Annotated in this window: 19 protein-coding genes; 6 read left to right on the top strand and 13 right to left on the bottom strand. The window is 57.6% G+C overall.

Features of this window, described 5'->3' with window-relative positions; translation table 11 throughout:
- Positions 1–506 precede the first annotated feature (506 nt).
- A complete protein-coding gene (locus EL26_RS15125; protein WP_038090635.1) occupies positions 507–710 on the bottom strand; it encodes a copper ion binding protein in 204 nt (67 codons plus the stop codon).
- Between the two features lie 152 nt (positions 711–862).
- Between EL26_RS15125 and EL26_RS15120 the strand changes: the two genes are divergently transcribed.
- Together EL26_RS15120 and EL26_RS15115 are read left to right on the top strand one after the other, a co-directional pair.
- Complete coding sequence (locus EL26_RS15120) at positions 863–1,537, top strand: Crp/Fnr family transcriptional regulator (RefSeq protein WP_238546125.1); 675 nt, start codon at positions 863–865, stop codon at positions 1,535–1,537.
- A gap of 82 nt (positions 1,538–1,619) precedes the next feature.
- Positions 1,620–1,973 (top strand): group I truncated hemoglobin, encoded by a 354-nt coding sequence (locus EL26_RS15115; protein WP_038090632.1) that lies wholly within the window; start codon positions 1,620–1,622, stop codon positions 1,971–1,973.
- 87 nt (positions 1,974–2,060) lie between these two features.
- On the opposite strand, the gene EL26_RS15110 is transcribed toward EL26_RS15115, so the two are convergent.
- From EL26_RS15110 to EL26_RS15080, 7 genes are all read right to left on the bottom strand, one after another.
- The gene (locus EL26_RS15110) at positions 2,061–4,211 is read right to left on the bottom strand and encodes an RNA degradosome polyphosphate kinase (protein WP_038090629.1); all 2,151 of its coding nucleotides are present in this window, start codon (positions 4,209–4,211) and stop codon (positions 2,061–2,063) included.
- An 18-nt stretch (positions 4,212–4,229) separates the two neighbouring features.
- Positions 4,230–5,786: an exopolyphosphatase gene (gene ppx / locus EL26_RS15105; RefSeq protein WP_052036437.1), complete on the bottom strand. Its 1,557-nt coding sequence runs from the start codon at positions 5,784–5,786 to the stop codon at positions 4,230–4,232.
- A gap of 134 nt (positions 5,787–5,920) precedes the next feature.
- Complete coding sequence (locus EL26_RS15100; protein ID WP_052036436.1) at positions 5,921–6,925, bottom strand: S41 family peptidase; 1,005 nt, start codon at positions 6,923–6,925, stop codon at positions 5,921–5,923.
- A 10-nt stretch (positions 6,926–6,935) separates the two neighbouring features.
- The gene (locus EL26_RS15095) at positions 6,936–7,379 is read right to left on the bottom strand and encodes an NUDIX hydrolase (protein ID WP_038090626.1); all 444 of its coding nucleotides are present in this window, start codon (positions 7,377–7,379) and stop codon (positions 6,936–6,938) included.
- Positions 7,380–7,715: 336 nt separating this feature from the next.
- Positions 7,716–9,614 (bottom strand): PAS domain S-box protein, encoded by a 1,899-nt coding sequence (locus EL26_RS15090; protein ID WP_038090624.1) that lies wholly within the window; start codon positions 9,612–9,614, stop codon positions 7,716–7,718.
- A gap of 12 nt (positions 9,615–9,626) precedes the next feature.
- The gene (locus EL26_RS15085) at positions 9,627–10,493 is read right to left on the bottom strand and encodes a CheR family methyltransferase (RefSeq protein ID WP_038090670.1); all 867 of its coding nucleotides are present in this window, start codon (positions 10,491–10,493) and stop codon (positions 9,627–9,629) included.
- Positions 10,494–10,531: 38 nt separating this feature from the next.
- Positions 10,532–13,282, bottom strand: coding sequence for a response regulator (locus EL26_RS15080; RefSeq protein WP_038090621.1), 2,751 nt, complete (start codon positions 13,280–13,282; stop codon positions 10,532–10,534).
- A gap of 226 nt (positions 13,283–13,508) precedes the next feature.
- Between EL26_RS15080 and EL26_RS15075 the strand changes: the two genes are divergently transcribed.
- Together EL26_RS15075 and EL26_RS23905 are read left to right on the top strand one after the other, a co-directional pair.
- Positions 13,509–14,525, top strand: a complete 1,017-nt coding sequence (locus tag EL26_RS15075) for an NADP-dependent oxidoreductase (RefSeq protein WP_038090619.1) — start codon at positions 13,509–13,511, stop codon at positions 14,523–14,525.
- A 157-nt stretch (positions 14,526–14,682) separates the two neighbouring features.
- A complete protein-coding gene (locus EL26_RS23905; RefSeq protein ID WP_052036435.1) occupies positions 14,683–15,630 on the top strand; it encodes a L,D-transpeptidase in 948 nt (315 codons plus the stop codon).
- A 55-nt stretch (positions 15,631–15,685) separates the two neighbouring features.
- Here EL26_RS23905 and EL26_RS15065 read toward each other — a convergent pair whose 3' ends face one another.
- A complete protein-coding gene (locus EL26_RS15065) occupies positions 15,686–16,171 on the bottom strand; it encodes a DUF421 domain-containing protein (RefSeq protein WP_052036434.1) in 486 nt (161 codons plus the stop codon).
- 97 nt (positions 16,172–16,268) lie between these two features.
- On the opposite strand from EL26_RS15065, the gene EL26_RS15060 reads away from it, so the two are divergent.
- Positions 16,269–17,900: a M20/M25/M40 family metallo-hydrolase gene (locus EL26_RS15060; protein ID WP_038090616.1), complete on the top strand. Its 1,632-nt coding sequence runs from the start codon at positions 16,269–16,271 to the stop codon at positions 17,898–17,900.
- 256 nt (positions 17,901–18,156) lie between these two features.
- Here the strand turns inward: EL26_RS15060 and EL26_RS15055 are convergent, their stop codons facing one another.
- Positions 18,157–19,359, bottom strand: a complete 1,203-nt coding sequence (locus EL26_RS15055; RefSeq protein WP_052036433.1) for a D-alanyl-D-alanine carboxypeptidase family protein — start codon at positions 19,357–19,359, stop codon at positions 18,157–18,159.
- 158 nt (positions 19,360–19,517) lie between these two features.
- Between EL26_RS15055 and EL26_RS15050 the strand changes: the two genes are divergently transcribed.
- On the top strand, positions 19,518–20,261 hold the full coding sequence (locus EL26_RS15050) for a YwaF family protein (RefSeq protein WP_038090615.1): 744 nt from the start codon (positions 19,518–19,520) through the stop codon (positions 20,259–20,261).
- 16 nt (positions 20,262–20,277) lie between these two features.
- Here EL26_RS15050 and EL26_RS15045 read toward each other — a convergent pair whose 3' ends face one another.
- Genes EL26_RS15045 through EL26_RS15035 form a run of 3 tightly spaced genes read right to left on the bottom strand, consistent with a single transcriptional unit; the run spans position 20,278 to position 22,720 of the window.
- A complete protein-coding gene (locus tag EL26_RS15045; protein ID WP_038090612.1) occupies positions 20,278–20,502 on the bottom strand; it encodes a DUF1540 domain-containing protein in 225 nt (74 codons plus the stop codon).
- 58 nt (positions 20,503–20,560) lie between these two features.
- Positions 20,561–21,892 carry a pyrimidine-nucleoside phosphorylase gene (locus EL26_RS15040; protein ID WP_038090609.1) on the bottom strand — a complete coding sequence of 444 codons (1,332 nt, stop codon included), beginning with the start codon at positions 21,890–21,892 and terminating at the stop codon, positions 20,561–20,563.
- Between the two features lie 6 nt (positions 21,893–21,898).
- A complete protein-coding gene (locus EL26_RS15035; RefSeq protein ID WP_038090607.1) occupies positions 21,899–22,720 on the bottom strand; it encodes a purine-nucleoside phosphorylase in 822 nt (273 codons plus the stop codon).
- Positions 22,721–22,723: the final 3 nt, after the last annotated feature.

The following is a 22,723-nucleotide window of genomic DNA, read 5'->3' as shown; positions in this document are numbered from 1 at the left end:
GAGACGGTTTCCCGCCTACACGATTTCCAATCGTGCTCCTTCGACCAGGCTCGGACATCTCTCCGTACGTTACACTTATCAAATTTCATTTATCATCGGCGATGTTTCGTTTGTCACCGGCGACACTTAGTAATATACCATCCTCCTCGCAATCTCTCAACAGACGGATACCGTGAGAAACAGTCAAATCAAGCGATAAATTCAATGTACCTTATGCAGGCTTGCCCGTACTTCAATTATCGCGCTGCTTCGACAGTCCCAGACAGCAAATTCCTTCTAGGGTCGAAACACGCGAACTCCATCCTCCCGTAGAGGTAGAGGCTGGTTTTTCTCCCGAGAAGTACCGCTCGTCAAGGTGCAAAGAATGTTGATTTGCGGTATGTTGAAAGGAGATAGCGGTCGAACCCTTACCCGGATAGACCTATGCATGCAAGATACCAGAGAGAATACACAATCTTGATGTTGTAGAAAACGGCAGACGCTCCCCACGTCTGCCGTTTTCACGTTTATGCGACGTCGTAACCGGCTTCCTCAATCGCTTCCTTGACTTGTCCGATCGAGAGTCGCTGCGGGTCGAACGCAACGTCGACAGTGCCCGCTTCCAAGTTCACCGTCGCCGTTTCCACGCCGATTTCCTTCAGAGCAGATTCAACGGCCGCTTTGCAATGACCGCAAGACATGCCTTCGACTTTCAATAGAAATTGTTCCATATGGTTCTTCCCTCCTTCTGTGCCCCATGATATTCCACGAAAACCCAGCCGTCAACCTCCGCGCTTTTTTGATTGCGGGATTTTCTCTATACTAGATGCAACAGGTTTTCAAGCAACTGGTAAGAAAGGATATGATTATGGAGATACTGCATTTGTTAGCGCACATTCCGCTGTTCCGCGGGTTGGACGAGCTTGAGTTGGACAAGATCTCCCAACTGCTGATTCGTCGACACTTCGCGGAGAAAACGGGTCTTTTTTGGCAAGGGGAACTCCTCACGACGGTGTATTTTATTGTCAGCGGCAAGGTGAAAATCTACCGAAACGACGAATCGGGACGCGAGCAAGTGGTCACCGTGCTGCAAGAGGGCGACATGTTTCCGCATGTGGGGTTTTTCTCGACCGGCCTCTACCCTGCTCATGCGGTGATGATCGAAGAGGGCGAGATGCTGACACTCTCCACGGAACGCTTCCGTCAATTGATCGAATCCACACCGACGCTGTGTTTGAAACTGCTCGCCGTGATCGAGCAAAAATACATGGAACTGCAAGCCCGCCTTGCCGAGATGGTCATGCACGACACCCGCGGCCGCCTCGTGCTGATGCTCATCCGCCTCTCGCGACTGCATGGAGAACCTGCTGAGGGAGCGCAAGGGACGCGAACCCGGCTGAACATTCCGATCACCAACCAAGAGTTGGCGAACATGATCGGCACTTCGCGCGAGACGGTCAACCGCACCCTCAACCAACTTAAACGCGACGGCGTGGTGGAGACGGCGCTCGATCTGCATCTGATCCTCGATGTAGAGAAATTGGAGCAGCTCCTGTGATTTTTGTCACAACCTTCCTATGACCCGAATGGTAGGATGTTCGTGTAAGTCAAACGGAACACATACCAAGGAGGAAACACTCATGTCTCTCTACGAAAAACTCGGCGGCGCTGACGCCATTTCTGCTGTTGTTGACAACTTCTATGATCGCGTCCTCGCCGACCCGACGATCAACGAGTTCTTCAAGCACACCGACATGGAAAAACAACGCCGTCACCAAGCGGCTTTCATTTCGTTTGCACTGGGCGGCCCGCACCAATACAGCGGCAAATCGATGGAGAAAGCGCACGAAGGCATGAACCTTCAAGAAGAACACTTCAACGCGGTTGCCAAGCACCTCGGCGACGCGCTCGCCGACTTCAATGTTCCGGCAAGCGACATCGACGCGGTGATCACCCACGTGGCCACGCTCAAGGACTCCATTCTCCACAAATAAGCCGCGATAAGCACCCTGTGAAAAAGGATACGCAAAAAGCCGACGGACAATCCGCCGGCTTTTTTCGCGTCTCTACACAGGTTGTGCTCAGGCTTGCGTTTTCGGGATCAAGCGGTTGATGTAGGATTTCAGTTCGTTCGCCTGCACCACCTGCTCCGCTTCTTGCGCCAAGTACATCTGGCTGTCCAACCAGACACCGTGCGCGGGACGAACTTTGTGATAGGTGCCGTCGGCGTTCAAGACGTGGCGTTTGACGTTGTCCTTCAAATGAATGTCCAAGATGTGCGTCAAGCGCTGGCGCAAGTCCTCTTGCTTGACAGGGAAGAGAATCTCCACGCGGTGCTCCATGTTGCGCGTCATCCAATCGGCGCTGGAGAGATACACTTCTTCGTTGCCGCCGTTTTGGAAATAGAACACGCGGCTGTGTTCCAGAAAGCGTCCGACGATCGACGAGACTTGGATGTTCTCGCTGACGTCCTCGATTCCGGGACGCAAACAGCAGATGCCGCGCACGATCAACTCGATGCGCACGCCCGCGCAGGAGGCCCGGTACAGCGCTTTGATCAAGTCTTTGTCGGTCAGCGAGTTCATCTTGGCGATGATCAGGCCGGGCTTGTCGAGTGTCGAAGCTTCGATTTCGCGGTCGATCAACTCCAAGAGCTTCTGCTTCAACAGGAGCGGCGCCGTGAACATCTCTTCGTAATCCGGCGCGTTGCCGTACCCGGTCAGATGGTTAAAAAACTCCGTCGCGTCATAGCCGAGCTCTTCGCGGGCGGAAAACACCCCGAGGTCCGTATAGATGCGGGCGGTGATTTCATTGTAGTTGCCGGTGCCGAGGTGGACATAGCGGCGCAGTTGGTTGCCCTCTTGGCGCACGACCAGCGTGATCTTGGAGTGGGTTTTCAGCCCGACAAGCCCGTAGATGACGTGGCAGCCGGCTTTCTCCAGCTTCTTGGCCCAGACGATATTGTTCTCTTCGTCAAAGCGTGCTTTGATCTCCAAGAGCACCGTCACTTGCTTGCCGTTCTCCGCCGCGCGCGCAAGCGACGCCACGATCGGCGAGTTGCCGCCGACGCGGTAGAGCGTCTGCTTGATCGCCAACACGTTCGGGTCGTCCGCCGCTTGCGAGATGAAGTGCAGCACCGGATCGAACGACTCGTAAGGATGGAACACGAGCACGTCCTTGTGCGAAATCGCCGCAAAAATCCCGTTCTCCCCCAACAGATCATGCGGCGGCTGCGGTTCAAACTCGTCAAACTTCAAGTGCTCCAACCCCGGCAACGCCCCGTAAAACTTCATAAAAAACGTCGGGTCGATCGGCCCGTCGATCTCGTACACGTCGTGCTTCGTCAAATCCAGCCAGTCGATCAGCATCTCGCGCAGCTCCTGCCCCATCGATGCCGCGATTTCCAGCCGCACGGCCGCGCCCATGCGGCGTTTTTTCAACTCGCGCTGGATTTCTTGCACCAAGTCCTCACTGGTCTCTTCGTCAAACGTCATGTCGGCGTCGCGGGTGATCCGAAACGCCGACGATTCGACGATCTGATGCCCGGAGAACAGCATCTTCATATGCTGGCAGAGCACGTCTTCGAGCAAGATAAAGTGTTTCGCGCCCGAATCATTCGTCGGCAATTCGATGAAGCGCGGGCTCATAAACGGCACTTGCACGACGGCGAAGAGGTGCTTCGGCTTGTGAGAATGGTGGTGATGATGCTCATGTCCGTGCTCCGGCTTCAGCAACACGCCCAAGTTCAAACTCTTGTTGGCGAGATGCGGAAACGGGTGCGACGCGTCGACGGCGAGCGGCGTCAACACCGGAAAGATCTTGCGCTCAAAGTAGTCCTCCAAGAACGCTTCCTGCTCCGCGTTCAGTTCGTTGGGCTTTAAAAAACGAACGTTCTCGCGCTGCAGTTCCGTCATGATGTGATCGTCCAAGATGACGTACATGCGCTCAACAAACGCGTGCACGCGCTCGGCGATGGCGCCCAACTGCTCGGCGGGCGTCATCCCCGCTTTGGTGTCCGGTTTGGTGGAGCCGGAGCGAAACAAGTCGAGCAGCCCGGCGACGCGCACCATGAAGAATTCGTCCAAGTTCGAAGCGGCAATCGCCAAAAACTTCAGCCGCTCCAAGAGCGGGTTGCTGGTATCGGTCGCCTCCTCCATCACGCGTTCGTTGAAGGACAGCCAGCTGAGTTCCCGGTTGATGTAATAGGCGGGAGAGTCAAAGTGTAAGGTCATCGCGTACAAGCTCCTTGATCAGTTCGTCGTTTCTACGGTCGGAACGGGGGTCAGTTCGTACCCAAACTTGATCCCGTACGTCTTCGAGAGCGCCTCCAGCATCTCGTCCACAAGACCTCGGTCGAGGATGTGCTGAGGCAGCACACGGCAGAGCAGCCGCACGCCGTCGGGCCGTTTTTCCACTTGAATGGAGCGGACTTGGCCCGCGAGCGGGCGGTTCAAGATGCGCGCGAGCATGCCCAATTGCGCGAGCCGTTTGATGCCGGGCAACTCCATCGGCATTACCATATCAGAATGTTGTATAAGTTGCTTCTCGATTTTCTTATCGTTTTTGTAAGAAGCGAGCATGCCGAGGATCAAGCGCTCGCGGTGCGTGAGGCCGTAGAGCAACACGTTGGTCAGCAGATAGAACGTGTGCTGCGCGGCGTCAAACGTGTTGATCGACAACCCGATGTCTTGCAAGAGACCGGAAATCTGCAACAGACGGCGCTGCCCGGCGTCCGCTTGCAGCAAGCCGAGATCGTTCAGTTGGTCGAACAGCGAGACGGCGAGGCGCGAGACGTGCTCGGCGCGGGTCTGGTTGACCCGGTAGCGCTTCATCCATTGCCGGGCGCTGAACAGCGAGACGTCCGGCACCACGTTGTCGTCGACACCCTGCAACATCCGCTCAAACAACAAGCCGTCGCGCAATCCTTTCGTCGAGATCACAAACTCGGCGCTCCCCGTCACGTCAAGCAGCACGGAAAAAACCGCCGCCCCCGCCACGATGAGATCGGCGCGGTCCTTGGAGAGCCCCTTGATCTTCCTGCGCTTGTCCAACGGCGTCTTGACGAGCGTTTGGTAGCTTTGTGCGACGGCGGCCGGGTTCATCGTGTATTGGTGCAGGCTCTGAAACGAGTAGTTGCGCTTCTTCTGGTCCATGTTCCCGATGTTGCGCGCAGTGCCGCCCATCGCAATCAGCGGGACGGGACGCGGGCGCTTGGTCAGCCAAGGAGCGCCGGCAAATTGCTCGCGGAGGAACGCTTCGAGTTTCTTCAACTCGTCCTGCGCCGGGTTATCGCTTTTGAAAAAACGCTGTGTCAACGACACCGCACCAAACGGGAACGAGATCTTATGTACGCATCTTCTGTCCTCCACCCACGTCACTTCGGTGGAGCCGCCGCCGATGTCGACGGTGAAGGCATCGCGTACATTCATCGTGTTGACGACCGCCAGATAGCCGTACTGCGCTTCTTCGGGGCCGGAGAGGATGCGCACGGAGATGCCCGTCTCCCGCTCGATGCGGTCGCGCAGTTCGGCTCCGTTCTCTGCTTGGCGCATGGCGGCGGTGGCGACGCCGACAATTTCGGTCACGCCGCGGGCGTCGCAGATGTCCTTGAAATGGCGCAGGCAATTCAAAGTCAGGTGCACGCCCGACTCGTCGAGCTGTCCGTCCGGGGTGAGGTGTGACGAGAGGCGGAGCACTTGCTTGACGTTGTCCGTTTCAAACAGCAGCCCCTGCTCGTCCTGCTCATAGATCACGAGCCGAGCGGAGTTCGAGCCGAGGTCGATGATGGCAAGTTGAGTTGTGTTCACAGAATCCCCACTTTGCTTAGGTCTAGGGATATTATACTAAATCTTGCCCAAAAGTACCCCGCCCATGGAAAAAACGCACCTCTGCGCGAGAGATGCGTTTGCGGCGGACCCTATTGTTTTTACAAGCGGGTTTTTTACAAGTTTGTTTTTATCAAGAGGTTCTCCACCTCTTTGAGAAACCGCCTCGACGGGTACGCTTGCGGTCGCGCTTGCACGTCTTCGGCAATCCCGCGCAACGCCTCCCGATACGCCCAGTCCAGCGCCGCCTCTGCCTCCATCTGCACGTCGGGCGTCACGCCGATGCCTTCCCAGTTAGTTTGGGTGATCGGGTTGATCGAACGCTCCGTCGGCACGAACACGCTGAAATGCTTCTGCAAGCGCACCATCTCACCCGGATTCGCCCCGCCGCGCGTCACTTCTCCGACGATCTTGGCGCGTCCCAACTGCTGCAGGTTGTACGTCAACTCTTCGGCGGCGGAGAACGTGTTGCGCGAAGTCAACACGTAGAGCGGTTGGTGCTCGTACCGCTTGTCGCCCGGCACGTCCGGCAAACTCCAATACTCCCGCGTGATTCCCGTTTTACGGGCATAGATCGTGTTCAACAGCACCGGCTCGGCTCCGAGGAAGTACGAGCATGCCCACTGCACCAACTCCGGCCAGCCGCCCGAATTCTCCCGCAAGTCGAGGATCATCGCCCCCGTATGCGACAGAAAGCTCATCGCGGCGCGCAACGTCTCGCCCGCAAGATCCGGCGGGAAGAACGCGTCCAACTTCAGATACCCGACGTTCCCCGCCAGCCGCTCGACTTTGGCAAACCCGAAGTTCAGCGCCTCCACGCCGCGCAAGTGCGGCGGCAAGTCGCCGGGTGCTGCGTCACTGCCGGTTTCCGTCGGCGGAATTTCCTTCTCGCTGTAGACCAGCGTCACATGCAAGTCCCGGCTCACGGCGCGCAGGTCTGCCGTGACGCCCAACGCAAAGTCCTTGGGAGCCGTCCACGCGTCATACGCGCCCGACTTCCACTTTTGCAACACCGCTGTTGCCATCTCGGCACCGATCTCCGGAAACACATACCCTTCCTTCAATTGAACCGCCAACTTCCGCAACACGGTTTCCCGCACCGCTTCCTCCACGATGAACATGTGGTTCCCCCTATTCGCTGCACTCCCAGCCGTAACTCTCAAACCACGAACGCTCTCGATAATTATCAATCGCTCGGCGCACATACGGAATCACATTCTCAGGCAGGGCGTCCAACCCGTGCCACGACAGGTCGTCGCACTTCTGTGGCTCGGCGTTGACGATCTCCCCGTCCCATCGCGCCACCGTCACGAAAAAATCAATCCGCTCATCGTTGGCTTTGCGGTGCATCACGCCGACGACCTGTACGTCGGACGGCGCGATCTCGACGCCGCACTCTTCCCGCGCCTCGCGAATCGCCGCGGTCACGACTTCTTCTCCTCCGTCCAAGTGCCCGGCCGGCACGCTGTAGTTGCCGTCTTCATACCCCGTGTTCCATCGTCTCAACAACAAAATCTCGCGGTCGCGCACGAAAAACAGATGCACGGCGACCGGCATTGTGAATCGCTCTGACATTCTCTTCGCCTCTTTCCTTCTTGTAGAAAAAGCATACCTGATCTGACACGTTTTGCCAAAGTCTTGCAAATTCTGTTTTCCCCGTGTATACTAGAACAATACGCAAGCTGGACAAGAGTGTTATGCAGAGATCTATTAACATAAACGGTGTGTACGAGATCTTAGACTTTCCCACGATTCACAACAGGCGTGGCCCAGGAGCCATATGGTCGCATGAGAGGTAGGGCATGCGACGTTTCGACAGTCACTCCTGTCTGGCAAAAACTCCACAGAATCTCCTGAGAGATGAAACAGCCCGCGACCTGATGGTCTGCGGGCTGTTTTCATGTTGTTTTTTCAAGAGGTTTTCTCGGCACCGCTCATGGCGAATTTCACCCAAAACGTCGTCCCCGACTCTCCGGTCTTCACTTCGATGGAAGCGCCGTGCCGCGCCGCCACACTGTAGCAGACCGCCAAACCGAGGCCCGTGCCGGTTTCCTTGGTCGTCACAAACGGCGTGCCTATTTTCTCCAAGATTTCCGGCGGGATGCCCGGCCCTTGGTCATGAATTTCCAGCACGACGCCCTGTGCTTCCAGCACGGTGCGGATCTTCAACAGCCCACCGCATGACATCGCTTCCAAACCGTTGAGCGCCAAGTTCAAGATCACTTGCCGAATCTCTTTCTCGTCCAATTCCAGGCTCGGCACGTCGCCGAGGTCGAGTTGCACGTCTTTGTCGCAGAGCAGCGCCTCCGCTTGAATCAGCGGGAAGATCGCGTCGACGATGGCGTTCAGATTGGTCAGTTCGCGGTTGGTGGTTTTGTTCTTGGCAAGCGTCAGGAATTCCGTGATGATCGCGTTGGCGCGGTCCAGCTCCTCCACCATCAAGTCGATGTATTCGTGAGACGGCGGGTGTTCGCTTTTTTTGGACATCTGCAAGAAGCCGCGCACGGTGGTCATCGGGTTGCGGATTTCGTGCGCGATCCCGGCGCCCATCTCGCCGATCAAGTTTAGGCGCTCCAAGCGCGCCATCTCTTTTTCAAACATCATGCGGTCGGTGATGTCGGTGATCAAGACCAACTGGCAAGGTTCGCCGTGCAACTCGATCTCTTCCGTGGAGAGCAGCCCTTGCCGCATCTCGCCGGAACGGGTGAAGTAGCTCACCCTCGCGTTGCGCACCGAGCGCTGCCACTCCGGCTCGCCGGATGAAAGCAGCGCTTCTTCGCCCCACGGCCGCAAGCGCAACAGATCGACTGTCGCACCGCGCACTTCGTCGGCGGAATACCCGGTCACGTCCACCCAGTAATCGTTGACGTCGAGGTAGCGGTGGTCGATCAGCGAGCGAATCGCGATGGCGCTGGGGCTTGATTGAAAGATTTTTCGAAACCGTTCTTGGGAGCGGAACAGGTCCTGCGTGCGCTCGACCACCAAGAGCTCCAAGAGATGGTATTGCTCGGTGCGCGCTTCTTCGATCTGCTTGCGTTCGGTGATGTCGCGAATCGAGCAGACGTAGACGTGCAGACCTTCAAGCGACGCTTCCCCGATTTGCATATCCACCGGGAAGAGTGTCCCGTCCATTCTGAAGGCCGTCGATTCGACGGTGCGGCCCGTCTGCACGTCTTGCACATCGACGAGCGTGGAGACCGGCTTGCCCGTCAGCATCGCCGGCTCGTACCCGAACATCTCAACCACGGCCCGGTTGACGGAGAGAATCACGCCCGCGTCGTCGTACGTGACGATCGTGTCCCGCGACGTTTCGCCGATCGCCCGCGCCAACGCTTCCGTGCGGCGCAACTCGGAGGTCGTCCGCTCCAGCAGTTTGTTGGCGATTTCCAGCTCCCGGGTGCGCTGCTTTAAAATCTCGCGGTCGCGGTGAATCTTCACAAAACTCTCCACTTTCAGACGCAAAGTGTCAGGGTGAAACGGTTTGAAAATGTAATCGTTTGCCCCGACGGCATAGCCGTGATGGACATGCTCGGTCGCTTGGTGAATGGCGGTGATGAAGATGATCGGGATGTGGCGGGAACGTTCGCGGGCTTTGATCAACTTCGCCGTCTCAAACCCGTTCATCCCCGGCATCTGCACATCGAGCAAGATCACCGCAAATTCTTCAGTTAACACACACTTCAACGCTTCCTCGCCCGATGTGGCGCTGACCAATCGGTACTGCGGCTGTTGCAGCACCGCTTCGAGCGCCAGCAAGTTTTCCGGGCGGTCATCGACCATGAGGATGTTGACTTTTGGGTCTTGTGCCATGTCATCGCCTCGTTATTTGATCTTGCGGAACAATTTCTCCAAGCCGTCCACTTCTTCGTAGCGGGAGGCAAGCGTAGTCAGCGCCAGCCCTTCCCGGCTGCCGAGCGCCAAGATGCCTCCGCTGCTCAGGCTGTCGTAAAAAAGCCTGTGTACGCGGTTTTGCAACGATTTGTCAAAATAGATCATCACATTGCGGCACACAATCACATGAAACTCGTTGAACGAGCGGTCCGTTACCAAGTTGTGCTGGGCAAACACGAGATTCTCCCGCAAAAACGGGTGGAACTCCACAGTTTCATGTATAGCGCTGTAATACTCGGAAAATGCCTTCGTCCCGCCCGCCTGCAAGTAGTTCTTGGTGTAGAGCTGCATGCGCTGGAGCGGGAACTGGCCGCTTTCCGCCCGTTTGAGACTGCGTTCGCTCATGTCGGTGGCGTACAAGCGGGCTTTGTGATACAGCCCTTCCTCATGCAAGAGGATCGCCATCGAGTACACTTCCTCGCCCGTCGAACAGCCGGCATGCCAGATGCGGATGTACGGGTAGTCGCGCAAGATCGGCACCACCCGTTGACGAAACGCTTGAAAAAACGACGGGTCGCGGAACATTTCCGTGACGTTGACGGAGAAGTCGTTCAACAACCGCTCCATCATCAGCGGGTCGTGCAGAACTTTTTCTTGCAACGCCGAGATCGTGGGGAGCTTCTCGGCGTTCATGCGGTGTTGGATGCGCCGCCGCAGAAACGGCAGCGAGTAGTTTTTGAAATCGAATCCCTGGAGCCGGTAGATCCCTTCCATGAGCAGTTGCAGTTCAATCTGCTCCACTTCTGTGATCTCCGGCGTCTCCTGAGCATCGAGTTGCACGTCGCCCGTGTCTTCCATGTCCTCCATCTGGCGTGCTCCCTCCTGTCCCCTCTCCCTCAGCGGTACAACCAGACCCGCATCAGCGAGAACAACTGCTCCAAGTTCAACGGTTTGGAGATGTAATCGGACGCGCCGGCTTCAATGCACTTGGCGCGGTCGTTTTTCATCGCTTTGGCGGTCAGCGCGATGATCGGAATGTCTTCGCCGCCTTGCATCTGACGAATCAAACGCATCGCTTCATATCCGTCCATTTCGGGCATCATGATGTCCATAAGCACCAAGTCCACATCGGGATGCTCGCGAAGCATTTCGACGCCTTCGCGCCCGTTTTCGGCGAAGACCACTCTCATCTGCTGCGCTTCCAGCGCCGTCGTCAGGGCGAAGATGTTGCGCATGTCGTCGTCGACCAGCAGCACTTTCTTCCCTTCGAGCGGCCCTTCGGCGGTGAGGCTTTCCGTCAGATCCGGCACTTCCCCGTGCGGTGCCAGCGTCACGGCGACTTCCTCCGCTTCGGAACTTTCATAGAGCGTCTCGGCCGCGCCGCTTTCCGGCGCTTGGTACTCCGTCGGCAGGAAGAGCGTGAACGTCGACCCGCGTCCCTCGACCGACACGACCTCCAAGATGCCGCCGAGCAGATGCGCGATCTCGCGGGAGATCGAGAGGCCGAGTCCGGTGCCGCCGTACTTGCGCGACGTGGTGCCGTCCGCCTGGCGGAACGCTTCGAAGATCACTTCTTGCTTCGATTTCGGGATGCCGACGCCGGTGTCGGTCACGGAGACCGCCAACACGGACGGAGATTCCGCCAACGGCGACCCTTCGGTAAACGTTCTTTTTTCCTCCAAACGGATGTCGAGTTGGACGGTGCCTTGGTCGGTGAACTTCATCGCGTTGGAAAGCAGATTTTTCACGATCTGCTGCAGGCGAACGCCGTCGGTGTAGACCGCGCCCGGAGCGCTGGCGTGAACCTGCACGTGGAAATTCAGACCTTTCTGCCGGGCGAGCGGTGCAAATTGGCGCTCGGCATAGCTTCGCACTTCGTCGAGCAGCACTTCCTCCAAGTGGACGTCCATCTTGCCGGACTCGACTTTGGAGAGGTCGAGAACGTCGTTGATCAAGTTGAGCAAGTCGTGGCCGGACGCGTGGATGGTGTTGGCAAAATCCACTTGTTTCGGCGTGAGGTTGCCCTCGCCGTTTTCGGCGAGCATCTGCGCGAGGATGAGCAGCGAGTTCAGCGGCGTGCGCAACTCGTGCGACATGTTCGCGAGAAACTCGGACTTGTATTTCGAAGAGAGCACCAATTGACGGGCTTTGTCCTCCAAGTCCTCCTTGGTTCGTTGCAGCTCTTGCGTTTTCAGCGTGGAGTTGTGGTATTGCTCCTCCAGCTTTTCGTTGATCGTTTTCAGTTCTTCCTGTTGCAGCTGCAGCTCTTCGGATTGGCTTTGCAGCTCTTCGGTCATCGCCTGCGATTCTTTGAGCAGTCGTTCCACTTGCATGTGGTACGCGATCGAGTTGATCGTGGTGCCGACGTTGTCGACGACTTGGCGGAGGAAAGTATGATGAAGGTCGGTGAACGGCTCAAACGACGCCAGCTCGATCACCGCACGCACTTGCCCTTCAAATTCAATCGGCATCACGAGCAGCGACGACGGTTTGGAGGAACCCAGACCCGACGCGATGCGGATGTAATCGTCCGGAATGTCGCGAAGCTCGAGGACGGTGTTCTCGGCGGCGCACTGTCCGACCAGCCCTTCGCCGATCCGGAACCCGTTGGCGCCGATGTCGAGATCGGCGTCCGGCTGATCGGCAAACGACGCCAACTTCACCAAGCGCTGTTGATCGCGAACTCCGTCCTTCAGATAAAAAACGCCGTACGTCGCGCCGACCAGCGGAGCGAGCTTCGACATGAACATGCGGGCGAGCGTCTCCAAGTCCTGCACGCCTTGGTAGATCGTCTGGATTTCCGAGAGCTTGGTTTTCAGCCAGTTTTGCTCGGTGATCGCCTGTTGGAACTCGCGCTCGTGACGGGCGTGTTCTTCGAGCGCTTCCGCCATCGCGTTGAACGCGCGCGAAATATCGCCGACCTCGTCATTCGTTTTGACTGCGATGCGCGGCAGGTTTTCTTTGGAACCTTCCGTGACGGCTGTGATCACCGACGTGACTTGGCGCAAGGAGCGGGTCGTGCCGCGAACGACACCAACCGCGACGAACCCGCCGACGAGCAGCGAGAACACGATCAGGAAGACCGTCCAACGGGACGCGAGCGTATACGCCCGCGTCGCGTCTTGCAGCGCGGTGTCCATGCGTTGCTCCTGTACGGACCGCAGTTTGTCGACCGTGTCAAACATCGCGATGCGCTCGGTTTGCACCTGGCCTTGCAACAGCGCGGAGGCGTCGTCCGTCTGGCCGGCGCGCACCATATCGATCAAGCGGTTTTGATCCTGGTCGAACTCCACGCTCTGCGCCCGCAACACGGCGACATAGCGCTGAGCCTCTTCGATCGCGGCCGTTTTTTCCAGCTGTTCGAGCGCTTGTTCTTCCCGTGCTCTGGCAGCCCTGATCTGTTTGACTGTGTTCTCGACGGCGTCGGGCTTCCCGCTTTCAAGCACCATCGAGTAGAGCTCGCGGTTGATGTTGCTGATCTCAAAGCGGATCGACGTGACTTCTTTCAACTTCACATAACGATCTTTGACGATATCGTTCATGCTGCCGTTGAGATCGCTGAGCATCTTGAGCACGAGCAACAACATGAGGATCAACAAGGCAAGAAGTCCGCCAAATCCCGCATACAATCTCGTTTTGATCTTCATGGAACGATCCTTTCCTTTTAAGAATCCCTGTGGTACAGTATTAGACCTTTCGCTAAACCGCTCTGCATTCCTGCTCTTTTGGGTGAAGTTCCCTTGACTTCTCATTCGAAAGCGAGTTACATTCATGAAGTAATGGAAAATTGGTCCCGTCGGTCAATTTGTATGACATCTACCCAAATACATATGCAAGATTCCTACCTCTCTTGCACAAGGAGGACACATCCGCATGACCCAACGAAAAAACCGTCAATTCCTGTTGGTCTCCCGTCCGGTCGGGATGCCTGCTGATGAAAATTTTGAACTGCGTGAAGCAGCCGTTCCGGAATTGGAGGACGGGCAAGTGCTCGTGCGCACGCTCTACCTCTCCGTCGACCCCTACATGCGCGGTCGCATGAGCGACGCGAAATCGTATGTCGAGCCGTTCGCGCTGGGCGAAGTGCTGCAAGGCGGCGTCGTCGGCGAGATCGTCGAGAGCAAGAATGAGCGCTGGAAAGCGGGCGACGTCGTCGTCGGGCTGCTCGGCTGGCAGGAGTACAGCGTCTCGAACGGGCGCGGCCTGTTGAAGATCGACCCGTCCGTCGCGCCGATCACGACCGCGTTGCACGTGGTCGGCATGACCGGTTTGACGGCGTACTTCGGGCTGCTCGACATCGGCAAACCGCAAGAGGGCGAAACGGTCGTCGTCTCCGGGGCGGCGGGCGCTGTCGGCACGGTCGTCGGGCAAATCGCCAAGATCAAAGGCTGCCGCGTCGTCGGGATCGCCGGAGATGATGAAAAGTGCGCGTACCTCACGGAGGAACTCGGGTTTGACGCCGCGATCAACTACAAGACGGCAGACCTGAACGCCGCGCTGAAAGAAAGCTGCCCGAACGGCGTCGACGTGTACTTTGACAACGTCGGCGGCGACATCACGGAAGCGGTGATGCGCCGCATCAACTTCCAAGCGCGCATCCCGATCTGCGGCCAGATTTCGCAGTACAATTTGGAGAAGCCGGACCTCGGCCCGCGCATCGTGTTCACCCAGTTGCTCAAGAGCAGTGCGCTCGCGAAGGGCTTCATCGTCAACGATTACGCGAAGCAACATAAGGAAGGCATGCAACAACTCGCACAATGGGTGATGGAAGGCAAGATCAAGTACCGCGAGAACATCGTGGACGGCTTGGAGAACGTCGTCGAAGCGTTCCTCGGGCTGTTCCGCGGAGACAACATCGGGAAGCAGTTGGTGAAAGTGGCGGATCTGTAGGGATCTGTCGGCCCCGTTTGTATAGGGAGAAAGCGGCGCTCTCACGCGAGGGTGCCGCTTTCTTTTGTTTTTTTCAAAAATAGGTCTGGAGACCTATTGGGAAAGCAGCTCCCGTTTCCGATATCTACCTTAAACAGAGGTTGAGGGGGGCTCCCTCATGCGACAGGACGCAGAGATGCGCTATCAAACCGGACAGCAACTGGAGCGGCAAGGCCGGTTGCGGGAAGCGCAAGAACAATATGAGTTGGCGGCACGAGACGGCCATCTGGCGTCGATTATCCGATTGAAACAGCGGACGTTCGCGGGAGAAGAGACGACGCCTCCGCTTGAGAGCCGCGCGTCAGCCGCTTCCGGAAAAAAACGAACCGGCTCGCGGGCGAAGCGTTTTTGGGGCGGATTGGTGCTTTTTTTGCTGTTGTTTCATCTGTTGGCGGACGCGGTCGGGATGGATCGGGTGTATTCGATGTTTGCGGATGCGCGCACGAAGCCGGGCGATCTTGCGAAGTTGGTGGTGGAAAACGGCTACCAGCGGTATACGGAATTGTACGGGCATGACCCGACGGGCGGATACGGAGAGTTGATGCGGGCACAGCCTGTGAATGTGTTGAGCGAACTCTCCCCCGACCTGCTGACGGCGACGCAGTGTCCCTGCGGGTTGGAGGACGTTGAGTTGGAGTTGCATTACTATCCGGAGGCGAATCAGTTGGCGTTGGTGCGCGGGCAGGAAATTCTCGTGCTCTACCCCGTCGCTTCCGGGCCGCCGCTGCCGTTTGCCAAGTCGTACGTCTCGCGGCGGGTCGTCAACCCCAACGGCGGCAAGGGTCCGTGGGGCACGCGCGGGATGGAATTGCAAGACGGATATGCGATCCACGGGACGAACCAGTTGGAGTTGATCGGTCACTCCGATGTGACCAAGGGATGTTTGCGGATGCGGAATGTGGACATTGAGACGCTGTATCCGTATGTGTCGCTTGGCACGCCGTTTTTTGTGGTGCCGGGGCAACCGGGCAAGCCGACGTTCCCCGAAGGACTGCCCCCGCTCGGAGAGTTGCTGCACCCGGAGAAGGAAGAGACGCCGGGGGTGGTGTATCAGTGGAAGAATTAGAAAAAGCGAGCCGCCGTCGAGGGACGAGGGGCTCGCTTTTTGGTTGAGTTCGTTCTTACTGCACCCGCTCCTGATACTGATCCACATACAGCGAACCGTCTCCTTGAATTTCGGCGTAGAACACGTTTTTCACATCTGTTACTCCCTGTTGCCGCAACTGTTGCTCCAGCCAGTCTTGGCTGAGCTTCAGCTCTTGCAGGTTGTGTTGCACCACACGGCCGTCGGAGATGATTTCGGTTGGCAGGTAGAGACTGGGAGACGGTTTGGCATGCACGTCTTTTTTGGTGGCGGCTTGGACGTCTTGTTTTTTGAGCACGGACAGCGCGCCGTCCGGTTCCAAGATCGCGTAGTCCACGTCCTTGATTGAAAACACGTTCTTTTTTCTCAAGAGCATGGTGAGGTCGTCAATGTTCATGCGCTGCGACTTCAACGCTTGTTCGAGGATTTTCCCATTACGAATCAGGATCGTGGGCTCCCCGTCAATCACGTTGCGCAGTTTCGGAAAACGAAGCGTCACAACCCCCATCAGGATGGTGAGCAAACTCCACTCCACCAAACTGTTGTTTGATCGGTTCCGCTTATATTATCATGGTGAGGAGTGGAATTTTAGATCTTACAAAAATTAAGGGAGTGTACATATGACAGGGACAGTGAAATGGACGTCGCCCGCAGGGGTGCGGCGATTGCTCGAGGAGTTGGTTGCCGTCCCCAGCGTGACCGGTTCACCTGCGGAAGTGGACCTGGCGAAACGCATTGTTGAGAACTTACATGAACTTCCCTATTTTCAACAGCATCCGGAACAAGCTGCCTTGCATCCGACGGGTGACGGACGTTTTTTTGTGACCGCGTTGGTAAAAAACAGCCCCGACACGCGCAAGACGGTCGTGCTCGTCAGCCATTTTGACGTGGTGGACGTTCAAGACTTCGGAGAGTGGAAAGAGCAGGCTTTTGCAGCGGACGCGTTATCCAAGCAGTTTTACGCACACCAAGACCGATTGCCCGAATCCGTGAAACTTGACATGGCGAACGGCGAGTGGATGTTCGGACGCGGCACGATGGATATGAAGTGCGGCTTGGCTCTTCATATGTCGCTGATCGAACGGGCCTGCCAAGGCGAATTTGACGGAAACCTGCTGCTGCTGACGGTGCCCGACGAGGAAGTGAACTCCGTCGGGATGCGAGCAGCCGTGCCGAAACTGCTGGAGTTGGCACAGACGTACGGCTTAGACTACCAGGCGGTGCTTAATTCCGAGCCGATGTTCAACACAGAGGCGGGGGATGACCGCAAGTTTGTGTATACCGGATCGATCGGCAAAATCTTGCCGGGCTTCTTCTGCGTAGGCAAGGAGACGCACGTAGGCGAGCCGTTGTCGGGGCTGAATGCGAACGTCATGACCTCGATGGTCACCTGCGAGATGGAACTGGCGACCGAGTTCTGCCAGAGCTACGGCAACGAGCTGACGCCGCCGCCGACTACCCTGGTCCAAAAAGACCTGAAGACGGAATACAACGTGCAAGTCTCGCATCGCGGTGTCGCCCTGTACAACCTGTTCGTGCTGAACCAACCGTTGGGCGAGATCATGCAAAATTTACAGCTCGCAGCCCAGCGCGCGGCGAAGAAGATCGCGGCCCTCCATGCCTCAAGATCACAGGCGTATGGCAAGCGATCTGCGACTGCGGCGCACACGTTTGAGGTAAAGGTGCTCACGTTCGCCGAGTTGATCGAGCACGCGGTGCGCCTGCACGGTCGCGAACGGGTCGAAGCGGTGCAAGCAAGCGTGCTCGGACAAGCGGGAGCAGAAGATGACCGGGCGGCAACGATTGACCTGGTTGACGCCATCACGGGGATGTGTCGAACACTCGGGCCGATGATCGTCCTGTTCTTTGCCCCGCCGTTCTATCCGGCTGTCAATGCGAGCGAACATCCGCGCATCCAACGCGTGTTGCCAGAGTTGCTGGCCTATGCGGAGCGGGAATACGGGATTGCGTTTGAAACGATCAATTATTTTGCGGGTATCTCCGACCTGAGCTATGTGGGGTTGCAATACCCGATGGAGTCTCTGACGGGTCTCATCGCCAACATGCCGCTCTGGGATCGCGGATACTCGTTGCCGTTAAAAGAACTGCAGGTGTTGGACGTACCTGTCTTGAACGTCGGGCCGCTGGGACGTGATGCGCATAAGTGGACGGAGCGACTGCATACTGAGTTTGCGTTTGAGACGCTGCCCGTCCTCTTACGCCATACGGTGAATCTGTTATTGAAGGAGTAGCGCTCGCAAGAAACACCCCCTGCGCCTAAACCAGAAGGTATCTGTCGGAGAATTCAAAACAATTACACGGCCAGCTTTGGGATTCGCTGATAACAGATGAAGCCACCGACAGTTGTCGATGGCTTCTTTCTTGTTCGGCATCGCATCATCGGCAACCGACAACAGCACAAACGCAAAGACTATGGAGCCGCCTCAAAAGCCCATCCCTTTCGCTTTCGTTACCGTACTCGGTATCGTTGGTGCTAGAGTAGTTGTTCTACCCGCCAAACGTAAACCAGCTCTTCACCGTCCGCTTAAACAACGTCCACATCCCCGCCTCGTCACAGTCGGCACCCGCCACGAGGTCGGTCTTGGCGATCTCGGTGCTGCCTTGCTTGATGACGATGCTGCCGACGGCTTGGCCCTTTTTCACCGGGGCTTTGACTTCGCCCAGCACAATCTCTTTTTGATACTCTTCCTTCTTCGCGCCCTTCTTCATCAAGATCCCGACGGTGTCGCCCGCGAGGAGCTTGATTTTCGGCACTTCGCCTTTGTCGATCTCGACTTCATGCACTTCTTGCCCTTTTTGATACAGCACTTCCGACTTGTAATTTGCAAACGCGTAATCCATCAGCTGCGAGACTTCCGCGTTTCGCACCGGCGACGTCGGTTCGCCCATCACCACCGCGATCACACGGAATCCGTCGCGCTTCGCCGACGCGCTCAAGCAGTATCTCGCTTCGCCGGTGAACCCGGTCTTGATCCCGTCCATGCCCGGATAGAAACGCACCAGTTTGTTCGTGTTCACCAGCCAGAACGGCTTCTCCGATTCCTTGCGCAAGTAGTCCTGATACAACCCGGTATACTTCGTCACTTCCTCATGCTTCATCAACTCGCGCGACATCAGCGCCAAGTCGTGCGCCGAGGTGTAGTGGTTCTCCGTCGGCAGGCCGTTGACGTTCGAGAAGCTCGTATCGGTGCAACCCAGCTCCTTCGCACGCTCGTTCATCAGCTGCACGAAGCCTTCTTCCGAGCCCGCGATATGCTCTGCCACCGCGACCGCCGCGTCATTTCCCGACGCGATCGCGATGCCTTTGAGCATCTCTTCGAGCGTCAACTGCTCGCCCGGCTGCAAGAAAATCTGCGAACCGCCCATCGACGCCGCGTACTCCGACGTGTTGATCTTGTCGGTCCACTTCACTTTGCCCGCGTCCACCGCTTCCATGATCAAGAGCATCGTCATGACTTTCGTGACAGACGCCGGGGGCAGTTTTTGATGGCTGTTTTTTTCAAAAAGGACTGTACCTGTCGCCGCGTCCATCAGCACCGCCGACGTGGCTTGTTTCGCGAGTTCGACTTGGTTCGTCTGCTTCGCGGTTTGTTTTTCATCTGCGAAGGCCGGTGCGACCGAGCCCAGCATGAGAGTGGTTGCACACAGGAGCGCCGTCGCGTTGCGCCCTACAAACTTTCTTAGAGACATGTTGACTCCTCCCGTTACTTACAGTTTCTTCTTGGTCACAAGTAGATTGCGTCAACTCCTCCTGTTTTATCCTGAAAAAACGAATTGGAAAAATTCAGAACTTCTGTTGTAAAATTGAAACACAGCAATCCCCACTCCCGACCAACAGGAGCGTGTGTATGAATCCTTACTTCGATATCCGCGGGCTGGACCACCCCTTCACCCTGTTCGACTGGCAACACGATCTCGCGCTGCTCCTGATCCTCCTCGCCGTCCTGCTTCTGTGCTTCCAGCGCGCCAAACTGCGCGAACCGGCGGCAAACCGCGCGTTTCGCTTCACCCTCGCCGCCCTGTTGCTCGTCAGCGAACTCTCGCTGGAATCCTGGCAAGCCTACGAGGGCGCGTGGACGCTCGATTTCTCGCTGCCCTTGCAACTTTGCTCCCTCTCGCTTTTGCTCGCCGTCGTCATGCTGCTGACCAAAAGCTACCGCGTCTTCGAGTTTATGTTTCTCGCGGGGCTCGGCGGGGCGCTGCAGGCGATTCTCACACCCGATCTCGGTCATTACGCGTTTCCGCACTTTCGCACGTTTGAATTTTTCGTCGGGCACGGCGCGGTCGTGGTCGCGTGTTTTTTTATGGTCTTTGTCGAAGGATACCGCCCGACGGCAGGCTCGATCTGGCGCTCGCTGGCGGCTCTGAACGTCGTCGCTCTGGTCGTGTACGCCCTCGACCTGCTCACCGGGGGCAACTACATGTTTCTCACGCACAAGCCGGACAACGCGTCGCTGCTCGACTTCCTCGGCCCGTGGCCGTGGTACATCTTGTCGCTCGAAGGCGTGGCGCTCGCCATGCACTTGTTGCTCTGGGCACCGTTTGCTCTGCTCCGCCCCCAAACGCAAAACGAAAACCCCTCCGACACATAAGCGGAGGGGTTTCTTTTTAGTGACTGGGAGAATTCCCGTCGTACCGTTCCCGGTACTCCTCTTTGCTGAGGCCGGCATCTGCACGGTAATGATCCCGGTATTCGAACGTTGCACACATGGAGCCTTTGTTGGTCCCCACGATGGCGTTCCCGTTGGACGTTACTTCAATCGCATCTGCAACACACTTGGTTTCCTTGTTGTAGACGCACTCTTCGACTTGGCATTTCACTCCTGCTGGCATCGGCTTCACCCCCTATGTGGGTAGTCTTGCCGTGCCAACGTCTGCCTATACGCGGGACTTACGCCTCAAAACGCTCCGTACCTTGCTGCGTCACCACGCCGAAAATCAAGCGGTGCTTCGGCGGTTCCGTCTCCGTGACTTCATACGCCGCTTGCAGGCGGTTCGTAACTTCCTGCACTTTGCTCTCGTCGTTGACATAGAGCGTCGCAATCGGCTCGCCCGCTTCGACGCGGTCGCCGACTTTCTTGTGCAGGACGATGCCGACCGCCAAGTCGATCACCGATTCCTTGGTCTCGCGGCCCGCACCGAGCAGCATCGCGCAGGTGCCGACTTCTTCGGCGTGGATGTGCGAAACGTAGCCCGTGCCAGGCAAGGTGACCGGGATTTTTTTCGACGCTTGCGGGAGGCGGGACGGGTCGTCGACGACCGAAGCATCGCCGCCCTGCGCGCTCAAGAACGTCTTGAACGTTTCCAACGCGCGGCCGTTGTCAAGCTGCTCTTGCAGTTTGGCGCGGGCTTCTGCCGCGTCGGCCGCTTGCCCCGCCGCCACGACCATGTAGGAGCCGAGCACGAGGCAGAGTTCCGTGAGGTCCGCCGGGCCTTGGCCCTTCAGCGTGTCGATCGCTTCTTGCACTTCCAGCGCGTTGCCGATCGCAAAGCCCAGCGGCTGGTCCATGTCGGAAATCACGGCGATCGTGTGCCGCCCGACGTTCTCGCCGATGTTGACCATCGCTTCCGCCAGCGCAAACGAGCCGTCCAGCGTCTTCATAAATGCGCCTTCGCCGGTCTTGACGTCCAGCACGATGGCGTCCGCTCCGGCGGCGATTTTCTTGGACATGATCGACGACGAGATCAGCGGGATCGAATCGACGGTCGCCGTGACGTCGCGCAGCGCGTACAGTTTCTTGTCAGCCGGAGCGATGGAACCGCTTTGGCCCATCAGCGCCGCGCCCTTGGTGTTGACTTGCTCGACGAACTGTTCCTTGGAAAGCTCGATCGAGAAGCCCGGAATCGACTCCAATTTGTCGATCGTGCCGCCGGTGTGACCGAGACCGCGCCCGGACATCTTGGCGACCGGCACGCCGACCGCCGCCACGAGCGGCAACAGGACGAGCGTGGTCGTGTCGCCGACGCCGCCGGTGGAGTGTTTGTCAACTTTGACGCCCTGCACGTCGCCGAGGTCGATCTGGTCGCCGGAAGCGGCCATCGCCAGCGTCAAGTGCGCCGTCTCTTCCGGACTCATGCCTTGCAAGAAGATCGCCATCGACAGAGCGGCCATCTGATAATCGGGAATCGAGCCGTCGGTGAAGCCTTGCACTACAAACTGAATCTCTTCTTGAGTGAGGGATGCGCCGTCGCGTTTTTTGTGGATGATGTCATACATTCTCATGGTGGTTTAGACCTCTTTCACAATTGCTTTGACGAGGTTGATGAAGTTCGCTTTTGCTTTTTCGGTGGTGTCCATGACTTCCTCATGGGTCAGCGGCTGGTCGAGGATGCCCGCCGCCATGTTGGAGATGCAGGTGATGCCGAGCACTTTCAGTCCGGCGTGGTTCGCCACGATCACTTCCGGCACAGTCGACATGCCGACGGCGTGACCGCCCATCATGCGGAACATGCGGATCTCCGCCGGCGTCTCGTAAGACGGGCCGGAGACGCCGACATAGACGCCCTCGCGAATCTCGATCCCGAGATTCTGTGCCACTTCCTTGGCTTTGGCGCGCAGCTGGCGGTCATAGCCGTTCGACATGTCCGGGAAGCGCGGCCCGAGTTCCGCTTCGTTCGGGCCGACCAACGGGTTGCGCCCGGTCAAGTTGATGTGGTCGGCGATCAGCATCAGATCGCCCGCGTTCCACTCCGGATTGATGCCGCCCGCCGCGTTGGTGACGAGGATGATCTCCACCCCGAGCGCCTTCATGACGCGAATCGGGAACGTGACCTCCTCCAAACTCCACCCTTCGTAGAAATGAAAACGGCCCTGCATCGCGATCACTTGCTGCCCCGACAGGTCGCCGATCACCAGTTGACCGGCATGCCCCGCCACCGTCGAAACGGGGAAGTTCGGGATGTCGCCGTACGGAATCACCACCGGATTCGCCACTTCGTCGCCGAGCACGCCGAGGCCGGAGCCCAGCACCAGCCCGATGCGCGGCGCGGGCCCGGTGAGTTTGGATTGAATGTATTGTTTGGCTTGGTCGATCTTTTGCAGCAGAGACATGTC

The organism is Tumebacillus flagellatus, assembly GCF_000714935.1.
Lineage (GTDB): Bacteria > Bacillota > Bacilli > Tumebacillales > Tumebacillaceae > Tumebacillus > Tumebacillus flagellatus.
Note: the sequence above shows the minus strand (reverse complement) of the source record. Positions and strands in the feature narration are given on the sequence as shown.